Here is a 12,036-nt window from a genome sequence, read left to right as displayed (position 1 = left end):
CTCATTAATTTAGATTTTAAAAACAATATTTTATGACTATCATAATAATCGAAGATGAAAAACCGGCAGCAAGATTGTTGCAACGTAAATTAGAAAAGCTGAATCTGGAGGTAGGAGTAATGCTTCATTCTGTAGAAGAATCTATTGAATGGTTTTCGAATAATGAACATCCAGATTTGATATTTTTGGACATCCAATTGTCGGATGGATTGTCCTTTGAGATATTTGAAAAAATCGAAATTAAGAGCGCAATTATTTTTACAACTGCCTACGATGAATATGCTTTGAGAGCATTTAAATTGAACAGTATTGACTATCTTTTAAAGCCTATTGACGAAGATGATTTAGAAATTTCAATTGCAAAATTTAAGGACCGTTTACCTAAAAAGGAAAAGCTTCAAATTGATTTTGAAGAGATCAAAAAAATGCTTTCAAATCCGTTTGAAAAAAATTACAAAAAACGGTTTACAGTAAAAATAGGGCAGCATCTAAAAGTTATTTCTACTGATGAAATAGAGTGTTTTTATAGCGAAAATAAGGGGACTTATATTCATACTTTTGACAATAGAAATTATCTTGTCGAAACTACTTTAGAAGTATTGGAGCAAGAATTAGATCCTTCTGCTTTTTATCGAGTGAGCCGTAAATTCATTATTCCAATGAAGGCAATAAAGGAAATTATTGTCTATAGTAATTCTCGTTTAAAAGTAATTTTGCCGTCGTATACCACCGATGAGGTTGTTGTAAGTAGAGAAAAAGTTTCTGATTTTAAAAATTGGATTGCTTAATTAGTGGTTAAACTATGAGTTTATAATAAATAGCTTAACTATCTCGTATTTAATTTTTTAAATACCGACAATAGATTATCTCTATTGGGTATTAATGTCTAAAATATCGCTTTCTTATTCCTATTAGGATAAAAATAAAAATGGAATACACTATAAAAAATGGAGCAATGTATTCAATGTAATCTAAGGCCAACATCAGCGCTATTATTAATAGTTGGAAACCCAATCCATATATAGATACAAAAGTCATAAACCAATTTGGTAATGTTTTGACTCTATAAGCATCCCTGTCGAAGGTGTGAATTATTTTATCAAAACCACCATAAACAAGGGTATAAATTTCGAATAAAATTGCTACTGATTTTTGACTTTCTCCAGGTAAAGCTTTAGGCATTTTGTACTCAAAAACTTTGCTTGTGGAGTCACCTCCAATTGATTTGTTTCTTAAAATTACATAGTAATAATTGTATAATGTTCCCTGTAATTGGATGCAAAAGAAAGCCAATAATGCGACCCAAAAAGGCGTTGCTGAAACGTAGCAAATTGCCGATAAAAAGAAAAAATTTAGAAAAATATCAAAGACACTGTCAAGGTATCTTCCAGTGTAGGATGGTCTTTTTTTTAAGCGTGCCAGTTCCCCATCAGCGGCATCAATTATCGATTTTAAAATAATAAAAACACCTGCTAAATAGTATTGATTTTGCACTATAAAATAGACAGCAATAAGACCTGATAGGCCAAAAAGCAGCGTAACATGTATAGGGGTAAATCGAGTATTTTTTAATCGTTTTGCAAATAATTTTCCAGGTGATCTTCCGTAATCTGATAAATCGAAGAACTTATCCTGAGCAGCAAGTTTAGACATTTTTGTTTAAGATGAACAAAGAAATGTGACAATATAGTCAAATGTAAATATAGCTAAAAGTTGTTATTTAGACAATCGGTGCAAGGTAAATGTCATGGCTGATAAAAGGAAAAAAGCATTGATTTGGTGGATTAATCCTAGCCATAATGGGACACCATAAAGTAATGTAAAAACACCTAAAGCAAACTGTAAAAAAACAAGAATTACAAGCAAATTAACACCGTATTTTTGTCCATTGTCCAATGCGTATTTTTTGCTTTTAAAATAAAGTAAAAGCATCATAGCAACTACAAAATAAGCTAATGTTCTATGTATAAACTGCACGCCACTTTTTCCTTCGGTAAAGCTTAAAAACAGGTTTTTTTGCTCTAAAAATACCGAGTCATGAATGAATTGTCCATCACTCATTAATGGCCAATGATTGTGAATTAAACCTGCATTTAAACCTGCAACAAAGCCTCCGTAGATGATTTGCAATAATAAAAAAGCAAGTGCATATTTAGCGATAGTTTGTAACGATTTTTGAGCAGCTCTTTTGTCTGGATAAATTAGGTCTAACGCTACCCAAAAAGTGTAAGCAAAGGTAATAAAGGCTGTCGTAAGGTGTAAGGCAAGTCTAAAATGGCTTACATCAGGATTATCAATTAATCCGCTTCGAACCATAAACCAACCAAAAAAGCCTTGTAAACCACCAAGGCCTAATAGTATGATGCATTTTTTAATTGTGCTTTTGTCTAGTTGTTTTCGAATTAAAAAATAGATAAATGGAAGCATAAATACCATTCCAATGGCACGACCTATAAAACGGTGAAACCATTCCCAGAAATAAATAAATTTATAATCAGAAAGGGTAAAATCATTATGGATATTGATTTTTTGATATTCAGGAAATTGTTTGTATTGGTCAAATGCTTCTTGCCATTTTGCTTCTGTTAATGGGGGTAGAGTATCTGTTATCAAGTGCCAATCAGTCATCGATAGACCTGAATTTGTCAATCGGGTGATTCCACCCACGACTACCATTATAAAAATTAATAAACAACCGGATAACAACCAAATTATAACTGATTTATTCTGTTTTTTCATTTTGAAACTAATTTTGGCAAAGATATTTTATAAACAATTAATTCTTAATTCAACAAGCGTTAATCTTTAATCCGATTTTTTGAGCCCTTTTTAACATAAAGTCGTAAGCAGCTTGGTACTCGTTGGCGATTTCACCTTCTAATATAGCTTCTTTTATCGCTTCTTTCAGCATGCCTATTTCTTTGGAAGGCTTTATGTTAAAAAGCTCCATAATTTCCTCTCCTGTTATTGGAGGTTGAAAATTACGTACTTGATCGCGTTCTTCTACTTCCACAATTTTCTTTCGAACAATTTCAAAATTACTATGGTATTTCTTGAATTTATTTGGGTTTTTGGTGGTAATGTCAGCTTCACAAAGTGTCATTAAGTCTTCTACATCTTCACCAGCGTCAAAAACCAATCGGCGTACTGCTGAGTCCGTAACTGTGTCTTGCGAAAGTACAATAGGACGGGAGCTCATCATGACCATTTTTTGAACAAATTTCATTTTTTGATTCAAAGGCATATGCAAACGTTCAAATAATTTTTTGACCATTTTTCCTCCGAGAAATTCATGTCCGTGAAAGGTCCAGCCTTGTTTTTTATTAAATCGTTTGGTTGGTGCTTTCCCAATATCATGTAGTAAAGCAGACCAACGAAGCCATACATCATCTGTGTTTGGACAAATATTATCTACGACTTCAAGCGTATGGTAGAAATTGTTTTTGTGTGTTTGCCCTTCAATTTCTTCTACGTTGTTTAAAGCGGTCAATTCTGGTAAAAGAATGTCTAGAAGTCCCGTTTTGTAAAGCAGTAAAAAGCCAATTGATGGTTTATCAGTCGAAAGAATCTTATTTAATTCATCTACAATTCGTTCTCCTGAAATGATTTTGATTCGCTCAGCATTTTTAGTTATGGATTGCAGCGAATTTTCCTCTATTTCAAAATTCAACTGATTGGCAAAACGAATGGCACGCATCATGCGCAACGGGTCGTCAGAATAGGTGATATCTGGATCAAGAGGTGTTTTTAAAACCTTGTTTTCCATATCTTTTAAACCATTAAAAGGATCTAATAATTCCCCGTAATTTTTTGAGTTTAAAGAAATAGCCAATGCGTTGATGGTAAAATCACGACGGTCTTGGTCATCTTTTAACGTTCCGTTTTCTACAACGGGGTTGCGACTTTCAAAATGGTACGACTCTTTTCTAGCACCAACAAATTCGATTTCAGTATCTTCAAAACGCAACATGGCAGTACCATAAGTTTTGAAAACCTGAACTTTTGGTTTGTTAGGTAGTAATTTAGATACTTTTAAAGCCAATTCGATTCCGCTGCCAACAGCAACGATATCAATGTCTTTTTTAAAATCTCTTTTTAAAATCAAATCTCTCACAAAACCACCAATAACATAACTATCAACGTTAAGTTCTTGGGAAGCCTGAGAGATGACTTGGAATATTTTGTTATGTAATGCTTCTTTGTAATTCATAAGATTCTACCGCAGATTCGCAGATTTTTTTATTTTTTTGTGCGAACAATTCGTTTGTATTCTAAAGAAATAGAATTGAAATTCACCAATAATGCAAGTTCATTATCTGACACTTTTAGATAATTTAAGCATTGATTATAATGGCTATTATTAAAACAATCTACAGTTTTAATTTCTAAAATTATTGACTTATAAAGTACGAAATCTGCATAAAACTGATGCTTTAAAATTGTGTTTTTATAGTTTACTGAGTATTCTTTTTCACGTTCATAAGGGATGTTGTTTTCGTTAAACTCAAATTCTAAAGCGTCTTTATATACAATTTCTGAAAAACCTTTTCCTAAAGTTTTATGAACTTCAAATAGAATTCCAATTATTTTGTAGGTCTCATCTGCGGATAAATATTCCTCCATAAATTAAAATTTTAATCTGCGAATCTGCGGTTGTACTTTAATAATCTGCTATTAAAAACTATTTACGTATCACTTTTACCTGAGAGTCATTTGTCAACTTTATAATTGTCGATGGTTTCCCCCCAATTTTATCGCGGTGCAAATTTACAACATAGTCTACACCTTTAATAATCTCAGGACTAATTTCTTTGAAACTTTTTGGTGTGGGTAGCCCTGATATGTTGGCCGAAGTGGAAACTAATGGTTTTTTCATTCGCTCCAATAGTTTAAAGCAAAAAGGTTCTTTTACGATTCGGATTCCTAAAGTTTTGTCGGTGGCAATTAAGTTAGCAGCAATGTTTCTAGGATTATCAAGAATTAAAGTAGTGGGGTTTTCGGATAAATCCATGATTTGCCAAGCTACTTCTGGGATTTCTTTGAAAACATTGTACATCATTTTTTCGCCATTCATCAAAACGATCATGCTTTGCGTTTCGGCTCTTTGTTTGAGTTTGTATATTTTGGCTACAGCCTCAGCATTAGTTGCGTCACAACCTATTCCCCAAACGGTATCTGTAGGATAAAGGATAATTCCACCTTCTTTGATCACTTCAAGTGCTTTAATTACTTCTTCGTTAAGATCCATAGTTATATAAAAAAAAATAAATTTGACTGCAAAAATAACTATTCTAAATGTTATAACTCTTTATTTGAGTTTCTAATAACTTAAAATACTGTTTTTTTATACTTATTACCTGTGGTTTTTTGAAATACCGTTTAGTAAATCTCCCTTTAATTTAGTGTGATTTTAAGGATTCTTAATCGTTTGTAACGAATAAAAACACTGTACGCATTTAGATAGCAAATAGTGATTCCTTTTTTTCCGTCGAGAAACCCCAATCGTACAATATAATTAAAAAGGAAGTTATAGGCAGGGTGGAGGTATTGGAACAAAATGGAAGGAAAGTCATTTTGCATAAACTTTTCCTGTGCTTTCAATTCTCCGTAACGTATTATTTTTGCTTTATAAGAACCATAATTAGGATAGGAGTAATGAATGAGTTTGTTTTTGAATACCGCCGTTTTTCCATTCGTAATTAATTTTTCATGGACTAATTTTTCAGTTGCGTAAGTAGCAAATCCTTTATGGAAAAGGCGAAAAATTTTATCATTTTGACAGCCACTAAAATGAAGAACCTTATGTTTGAACATAAATTTTCTACGAAACTGAAAAGCAATAGAAGTTGTTTTTTGTTGTGTCGTTTCTAGAATTTCTGACTTTAATTCAGGAGTTAGCCTTTCATCAGCATCAAGGAAAAGAATCCAATCATTTTGGGCTAATGAAATCGCATAATTTCTTTGTGCTGGATAATTTTTAAAAGTGTTTTGAAAGAATTTTACTTTTGGAAATGATTTACAAATTGCTTCCGTTTTATCTGTACTAAATGAATCGACAACAATAATTTCGTCCGCAAAATCCAAATCAGCCAAAAGCGTCTGCATTTGATTTTCCTCGTTTAATGTAATTATTAAAACGGATATATTTGTATTAGACGATTCAATCATAAATTATGGGCAGTTTGAAAATAAGTTCTTTCTTTTGGGTTTAGCGAGAATGTGTATTTAAAAAAGTTTGCAACGAAGGGAATAATAGTTCAGGTTGAAACTCATTATAAAATAATTTAGTTTCTTTTTTTACAATTTTAGCTGACTTTCCTTCAAATAATTCGGGTTTAAATTCATTTAAATGTAAGGAAATATGATTGATTCCGTCTTCAAATGTGGCCCAGCCTTTTTTGTCAATCCAAGGAGAAAAAACAATGTAGGAAGGTTTGTGGAGTGCTTTAGCCATATTGATTGCTCCACCATCATTACCAATAATCATATCACATTGGTTCATTATGGCGATAAATTCTCGAATTGTTTTTCCTAAAACAGAGAAGTAGATTTTTTGTTTTGTACTCTCTTTGCATCCATTGAAGATCGTTTTAGCTTCTTCAATTTGCTTTGGAAAATAATTAAAAAGGATATTACAGTTATCATTGTCACCAATGAAATCAACTAATTCTGACATGTATTTCAATGGATAGGTTTTGTCGGGACTGCTTCCAATAATACTGAGCATAATCGTTTTTTTGGATCGATCTAGACCATGAGAATCCAATAGGGAAGAGGCGAAATCATTTTCCTCCTTTGTTACATAAATTTCTGGAAATGTAATCAAATCGATGTTGAGCTGCAATGGATCTAGCAATGCTAATCGTTGTTCAATTATTAAGCCTAAATTACTAGTAGGTGTTTGCTGTCTTATTATATTATCTGTATAAAGGAATGTTCTCCCTTTTTTTAGATAAGATATTTTTTTTGATGCTCCTGAAAATAATACTACGAGCCAACTTTCTAATTTGGAATAAGCATCTATAACAATATCGTATTTTTCTTTACGAATCGTTTTTAGGAATTTATAAAGTTCCCATTTACTCTTTTGATGTTTTTCCTTAAAAAGGATAAGATTATCAAAGCTAGTATTTCCCTGTAAAACAGCAATTGTCGATTCATAAACCATGTAATCAATTTGAGCGTTGGGGTATGCTTTGCGCAAATTATCACATAATAAAGAGCTTATTAAGACATCTCCAATCATTTTTTGTTGAATAACAAGTATTTTCATTTGATTTGGATTTGAAAAATTATGCTTTTATTTTCAAGTAATTCATGGCTCTAGGACTAATCCAGGTTTGCTTTTGTATGGCATTAAAATAATAAACGGATAGATTTTTAAGCATCAATCGATTCACTTTTAATTTTGGAATAAAAAATAAAAATAGACTAATTACAGATAATATTATTTTTTCTAATAGTACTCCAATAATCAACAAGCTATGTAAATAGATTTGTATTCCAAAAGTAAATTGATTGCTAATATAAGTGTGTTTTGAAATAATAACTTCTGTTTTTGTGAGTGCTTTTGTTTTGATATTCAATCGGGAAGCACCACCATGTTGATGAAAAATCGTTGCTTTTCTAGTAACGGCAACTTTTCCACCTATATCGGTTATTTTTTTACAAAGATCAACATCTTCAAAGTACAACCAGTAATCTTCGTTCCAGCCGTTAATTTTGGTGTACCAATCTCTGTTTATAAAAACAACTGCACCAGTGACCCAATCTGGGTAAAACAAATCGGTAGTAGTGTTAAAGCGTTTTTCTAGTTTGGCTTTGTTCCATTTTCTAAAAAGCGCTCGCGAAATTCCGAAAAAGCGTCCCAAAGCAGGAAATAAGTTGTTTTGCTTATAGAAAATAGCATTCTCATTGATTTGTAAACACGATAGAATTCCAATTTCAGGATGTGAAACGGCAGTTTGTAAAAGTATTTCTAATGCTTCAATAGTAAGTTTGGTATCTGGATTTAAAAAAAGGAAATGGTTTCCCGTTGCCATGCTTGCACCAACGTTGCAACCATTTGAGAAACCATTATTTCCAGAATTTTCTATTATTGTAAACTTGGAATATTTTTCTTTAAAAATAGAGAATTGTCCATCGTTAGAGAAATTATCAATTACGATAACCTCAAAGGAAATTGTTTTTGAAACAATTGTAGCAATAGATTCTAAACATTCGTCTAATGCTTTCCAGCCACGATAATTAACGATAATTATAGATATATCCAATAGGTCTTTTATAAAGTGGGTTAACGAATCGGATTATACCGCTACGTCATATTCGCGTAAAGCATCATTCAATGAAGTTTTCAAATCAGTTGAAGGTTTACGTGTCCCAATGATTAATGCACATGGTACTTGAAATTCACCAGCAGCGAATTTTTTAGTATAACTACCAGGAATCACTACAGAACGAGCAGGTACAAAACCTTTCATTTCAACCGGAGTTTCACCAGTAACATCAATGATTTTTGTAGAGGCAGTCAAACAAACATTAGCACCAAGAACTGCTTCTTTACCAACATGAACTCCTTCAACAACAATACAACGAGAACCTACAAAAGCGCCGTCTTCAATAATTACCGGAGCCGCTTGCAAAGGTTCAAGAACACCACCAATACCAACACCACCACTTAAATGTACATTTTTACCAATTTGAGCACAGCTTCCTACAGTTGCCCAAGTATCAACCATGGTTCCTTCATCTACATAAGCACCAATGTTTACATAACTTGGCATCATGATTACACCACTTGAAATATAAGCACCATAACGAGCTGATGCTCCAGGAACTACACGAACTCCTTTGGCAGCATAATCTCTTTTTAGCAACATTTTATCGTTGTATTCAAAAATACCGGCTTCCCAAGTTTCCATTTTTTGAATAGGGAAGTACATTACAACCGCTTTCTTTACCCATTCATTTACCTGCCATCCTTCACCTACTGGTTCAGCAACACGTAATTTTCCTGCGTCTAATAATTCAATAACTTCTCTGATAGCATCAGTTGTTGTAGTTTCTTGTAACAAAGCACGGTTTTCCCAAGCTTGTTCTATAATTGTCTGTAATGGATTCATTTTTGTTAGATTTTTGACAAAGATATACTTTTTAACCAAAAGCAAAAAGTGAAAATTTTTCCAAAATGTTAGTTTTTTCATATGATTTCTTTGGGCATGACCCTACGTAAAAACTTCGGGTCGGGCTTTTCGTTCTCGCTTTTTTATTACTGGTCAAAAAATCCAGCAATAAAAAGAGCTTCACTACAATCCCTCACGCAGCCCTCTTTAAAGACAAGATTTTGATTTTAAATTTGTTTTAAAAATCATATGAAAACAGACAAGATATTTGGTGTGATGGAGAAACGAATACAAAAAACAACTTATCATGAAATGTTTTATCTTTGTATTTTAAAATCAAGATTATGGAAACCATTAGATTAGAATTTCAACCCAATATCAAAGCCAAAATTTTAGAATTATTGAGTTCATTCTCTTCGGATGAGTTGAAAATAGTTCAAGAAGAAGCACAATTGGATAGTAATAAAAGAAAGGTAGATATTGCTTATGCTAAACTAAAAAGTGGTGCTGAAAAAATGCATACTGTTGAAGAAGCAGATGCTATTTTAGATCAAACCTTTTCAGAATATGACAGTTAGTGTCTCCAATGAATTTTTGGAATTACTTACAAATCAAGTTCGTTTTATTTACAAAGACAAACCCAAAGCGGCATTAAAATTCAGAAAAGAATTACTTAGAAACATTAAAAAAGACCTAAAACATCCCTTTCATTTCAAAGTATCTAGATATTTTGAAAATGAAAACATAAGAGATTATGTTTTTAAAGGATATATAGCTGTTTATGAAGTTGATGTTGAGAAAGAAATGGTTTCTGTTTTTGCTTTCATAAAATATAAAGACTCCCTATAAAATGCCAAGAATACTTTCCATAGACTACGGTCAAAAACGCACCGGAATTGCTGTTACAGACGAAATGCAAATCATCGCCTCGGGATTAACTACTATTCCCTCTGCTACAGCTATTGCTTTTTTGAAAGATTATTTTACCAAAGAAAAGGTGGAGGCAGTTTTAATTGGGGAACCTAAACAAATGAATGGTCAACCATCCGAAAGTGCCTCAATAATAAAAGGCTTTGTGACTCATTTTACCAACCATTTTCCAGACATGAAAGTCATACGAATGGATGAACGTTTTACCTCAAAAATGGCTTTTCAAACTATGATCGATAGTGGACTCAATAAGAAACAACGTCAAAATAAAGGCCTAATTGATGAAATTTCGGCTACAATTATGCTTCAAGATTACCTGATTCAAAAAAAGTTTTAAGTAGTCATTTTGAATCAACTATAAAGACTAGAACGTTTTCGTAATTTCTAACTTTTCCACCTTAATTTATTATAATTTTTTTAATTATATAAAGTATCTTTGCATTTTAAAATTTTGATATGCTTGATACAAAAACCATTCGTTCAAATACTGAAGTAGTACTTATAGGAGCTGGAATTATGAGCGCCACGCTTGGCTTAATTCTAAAAGAACTACAACCTGATATAAAAATTCAAATTTTTGAGAGATTAGACATTGCGGCTGCCGAAAGTTCTGATGCATGGAATAATGCTGGAACTGGACATTCTGCTTTTTGTGAGCTGAACTATACCCCAGAAGGAGCAGATGGTTCTATTGATCCTAAAAAAGCAATTAGTATAGCTGAATCATTTGAAGTATCAAGACAATTTTGGTCTTATTTAGTGGAACAAAATAAATTACCTTCTCCAGAAAATTTTATCAAAAGTATTCCGCACATGAGCTTTGTGTGGGGTGAAAAAAATGTTGCCTATTTAAAGAAACGTTTTGAGGTGTTACAAGCCAATCCGCTTTTTAAGGATATGGTTTTCAGTACTGATTTTTCTCAATTGAAAGAGTGGATGCCGTTAGTAATGGAAGGTAGAGATGAGTCTGAGAAAGTGGCTGCCACTTCTATGGCTATAGGAACGGACGTTAACTTTGGTGAATTAACTAGAAATATCTTTGGTTATTTATCAAATTTAGATGGAGTTACGATTCATTATAACCATGAAGTTTCTAAGATAAAAAGACGTGATGATGGTAAATGGAGATTAAAAATCACGGATTTGGTTACGGGTCAAAAAATGAAGGTGTATACTAAGTTTTTATTTATTGGTGCAGGTGGAGGTTCTTTACCATTATTAGAAAAAGCCGATGTTCCTGAAGGAGAAGGGTACGGTGGTTTTCCAGTAAGTGGGCAATGGCTTAAATGCACGAATCCAGAGGTAATTGCTAAACATAAAGTGAAAGTATACGGAAAAGCTAGTGTAGGTGCGCCTCCTATGTCTGTTCCTCATATCGATTCTAGAATGATTAATGGAGAAAAACAATTACTATTTGGACCTTTTGCTGGTTTTTCTACTCGTTTTTTGAAAAATGGTTCTTATTCTGATTTGCCATTATCGATCACTACAGATAATATTTTTCCAATGATTTCTGCAGGAATAAAAAACATTCCACTAACAAAATATTTAATAGAGCAAGTACGTCAATCGCCAGAAGATAGAATGAATGCCTTAAGAGAATATGTGCCTGGAGCAGAATCGAAAGACTGGGTTATAGAAAGAGCAGGGCAAAGAGTTCAGGTGATAAAAAGAGATAAAAAAGAAGGAGGAATACTTGAATTTGGTACTGAGGTGATTACTACTGCCGATGGGTCTTTATCAGTATTATTAGGCGCTTCACCAGGCGCTTCAACGGCGGTTTCCATTATGGTAGATCTAATAGGTAGATGTTTTAAAGACAAATTGGCAACATCAGAATGGCAAGAAAAATTGAAAATAATGATACCCTCTTTTGGCCAGCAATTAAATGAGAATCCTGCACTTTCAGCTGAAATAAGAAAACACACTGCTGAAGTTTTAAAACTGAATAATTAAGTTTTAAAAATAGAATTGCAATTATAAA

Annotated in this window: 14 protein-coding genes; 5 read left to right on the top strand and 9 right to left on the bottom strand. The window is 32.7% G+C overall.

The features are described from left to right. The first annotated feature begins 32 nt into the window (after nucleotides 1–32). Entirely contained in the window at nucleotides 33–788 is a 756-nt protein-coding gene (locus AB3G39_RS13185; RefSeq protein ID WP_369765434.1) for a LytR/AlgR family response regulator transcription factor, read from the top strand. A 91-nt stretch (nucleotides 789–879) separates the two neighbouring features. Here the strand turns inward: AB3G39_RS13185 and AB3G39_RS13180 are convergent, their stop codons facing one another. The 9 genes from AB3G39_RS13180 to AB3G39_RS13140 form a co-directional block, all read right to left on the bottom strand. After that, the gene (locus AB3G39_RS13180) at nucleotides 880–1,653 is read right to left on the bottom strand and encodes a CDP-alcohol phosphatidyltransferase family protein (RefSeq protein WP_367768563.1); all 774 of its coding nucleotides are present in this window, start codon (nucleotides 1,651–1,653) and stop codon (nucleotides 880–882) included. A gap of 63 nt (nucleotides 1,654–1,716) precedes the next feature. Then, complete coding sequence (locus AB3G39_RS13175) at nucleotides 1,717–2,739, bottom strand: COX15/CtaA family protein (protein ID WP_369765433.1); 1,023 nt, start codon at nucleotides 2,737–2,739, stop codon at nucleotides 1,717–1,719. A gap of 49 nt (nucleotides 2,740–2,788) precedes the next feature. Then, complete coding sequence (locus AB3G39_RS13170) at nucleotides 2,789–4,210, bottom strand: CCA tRNA nucleotidyltransferase (protein ID WP_369753459.1); 1,422 nt, start codon at nucleotides 4,208–4,210, stop codon at nucleotides 2,789–2,791. A 29-nt stretch (nucleotides 4,211–4,239) separates the two neighbouring features. Next, nucleotides 4,240–4,623, bottom strand: coding sequence for a GxxExxY protein (locus AB3G39_RS13165; RefSeq protein WP_367752062.1), 384 nt, complete (start codon nucleotides 4,621–4,623; stop codon nucleotides 4,240–4,242). 58 nt (nucleotides 4,624–4,681) lie between these two features. Continuing rightward, complete coding sequence (locus AB3G39_RS13160) at nucleotides 4,682–5,248, bottom strand: L-threonylcarbamoyladenylate synthase (RefSeq protein WP_369753460.1); 567 nt, start codon at nucleotides 5,246–5,248, stop codon at nucleotides 4,682–4,684. A 146-nt stretch (nucleotides 5,249–5,394) separates the two neighbouring features. Continuing rightward, nucleotides 5,395–6,168, bottom strand: a complete 774-nt coding sequence (locus AB3G39_RS13155) for a glycosyltransferase family 2 protein (protein ID WP_369753461.1) — start codon at nucleotides 6,166–6,168, stop codon at nucleotides 5,395–5,397. A gap of 40 nt (nucleotides 6,169–6,208) precedes the next feature. Further along, complete coding sequence (locus AB3G39_RS13150) at nucleotides 6,209–7,273, bottom strand: glycosyltransferase family 9 protein (protein WP_369753462.1); 1,065 nt, start codon at nucleotides 7,271–7,273, stop codon at nucleotides 6,209–6,211. Nucleotides 7,274–7,292: 19 nt separating this feature from the next. After that, complete coding sequence (locus tag AB3G39_RS13145; RefSeq protein WP_369753463.1) at nucleotides 7,293–8,273, bottom strand: glycosyltransferase family 2 protein; 981 nt, start codon at nucleotides 8,271–8,273, stop codon at nucleotides 7,293–7,295. A gap of 33 nt (nucleotides 8,274–8,306) precedes the next feature. Beyond that, a complete protein-coding gene (locus AB3G39_RS13140) occupies nucleotides 8,307–9,122 on the bottom strand; it encodes a 2,3,4,5-tetrahydropyridine-2,6-dicarboxylate N-succinyltransferase (protein ID WP_367752071.1) in 816 nt (271 codons plus the stop codon). Nucleotides 9,123–9,466: 344 nt separating this feature from the next. Between AB3G39_RS13140 and AB3G39_RS13135 the strand changes: the two genes are divergently transcribed. The 4 genes from AB3G39_RS13135 (at nucleotide 9,467) to AB3G39_RS13120 (ending at nucleotide 12,008) form a co-directional block, all read left to right on the top strand. Next, a complete protein-coding gene (locus AB3G39_RS13135; protein WP_369753464.1) occupies nucleotides 9,467–9,700 on the top strand; it encodes a hypothetical protein in 234 nt (77 codons plus the stop codon). Beyond that, nucleotides 9,690–9,971, top strand: a complete 282-nt coding sequence (locus AB3G39_RS13130; protein ID WP_367752075.1) for a type II toxin-antitoxin system RelE/ParE family toxin — start codon at nucleotides 9,690–9,692, stop codon at nucleotides 9,969–9,971. Before AB3G39_RS13135 ends, AB3G39_RS13130 begins: the two co-directional genes overlap by 11 nt. A 1-nt stretch (nucleotide 9,972) precedes the next feature. Beyond that, on the top strand, nucleotides 9,973–10,389 hold the full coding sequence (ruvX, locus tag AB3G39_RS13125; protein ID WP_367768583.1) for a Holliday junction resolvase RuvX: 417 nt from the start codon (nucleotides 9,973–9,975) through the stop codon (nucleotides 10,387–10,389). A gap of 119 nt (nucleotides 10,390–10,508) precedes the next feature. Next, complete coding sequence (locus AB3G39_RS13120) at nucleotides 10,509–12,008, top strand: malate:quinone oxidoreductase (protein ID WP_367768586.1); 1,500 nt, start codon at nucleotides 10,509–10,511, stop codon at nucleotides 12,006–12,008. Nucleotides 12,009–12,036: the final 28 nt, after the last annotated feature.

Origin of the sequence: Flavobacterium sp. WC2416 (genome assembly GCF_041200095.1) — a bacterium.
In the GTDB taxonomy this organism is placed as follows: domain Bacteria; phylum Bacteroidota; class Bacteroidia; order Flavobacteriales; family Flavobacteriaceae; genus Flavobacterium.
The sequence above is the reverse complement of the archived record's forward strand: the minus strand, read 5'-3'. Positions and strand labels throughout refer to the sequence as shown.

Coding starts and splice junctions, on each gene's coding strand:
- AB3G39_RS13185 (WP_369765434.1), top strand. CDS start 33: ATGACTATCATAATAATCGAAGATGAAAAACCGGCAGCAAGATTGTTG.
- AB3G39_RS13180 (WP_367768563.1), bottom strand. CDS start 1,653: ATGTCTAAACTTGCTGCTCAGGATAAGTTCTTCGATTTATCAGATTAC.
- AB3G39_RS13175 (WP_369765433.1), bottom strand. CDS start 2,739: ATGAAAAAACAGAATAAATCAGTTATAATTTGGTTGTTATCCGGTTGT.
- AB3G39_RS13170 (WP_369753459.1), bottom strand. CDS start 4,210: ATGAATTACAAAGAAGCATTACATAACAAAATATTCCAAGTCATCTCT.
- AB3G39_RS13165 (WP_367752062.1), bottom strand. CDS start 4,623: ATGGAGGAATATTTATCCGCAGATGAGACCTACAAAATAATTGGAATT.
- AB3G39_RS13160 (WP_369753460.1), bottom strand. CDS start 5,248: ATGGATCTTAACGAAGAAGTAATTAAAGCACTTGAAGTGATCAAAGAA.
- AB3G39_RS13155 (WP_369753461.1), bottom strand. CDS start 6,168: ATGATTGAATCGTCTAATACAAATATATCCGTTTTAATAATTACATTA.
- AB3G39_RS13150 (WP_369753462.1), bottom strand. CDS start 7,273: ATGAAAATACTTGTTATTCAACAAAAAATGATTGGAGATGTCTTAATA.
- AB3G39_RS13140 (WP_367752071.1), bottom strand. CDS start 9,122: ATGAATCCATTACAGACAATTATAGAACAAGCTTGGGAAAACCGTGCT.
- AB3G39_RS13135 (WP_369753464.1), top strand. CDS start 9,467: ATGGAAACCATTAGATTAGAATTTCAACCCAATATCAAAGCCAAAATT.
- AB3G39_RS13130 (WP_367752075.1), top strand. CDS start 9,690: ATGACAGTTAGTGTCTCCAATGAATTTTTGGAATTACTTACAAATCAA.
- ruvX (WP_367768583.1), top strand. CDS start 9,973: ATGCCAAGAATACTTTCCATAGACTACGGTCAAAAACGCACCGGAATT.
- AB3G39_RS13120 (WP_367768586.1), top strand. CDS start 10,509: ATGCTTGATACAAAAACCATTCGTTCAAATACTGAAGTAGTACTTATA.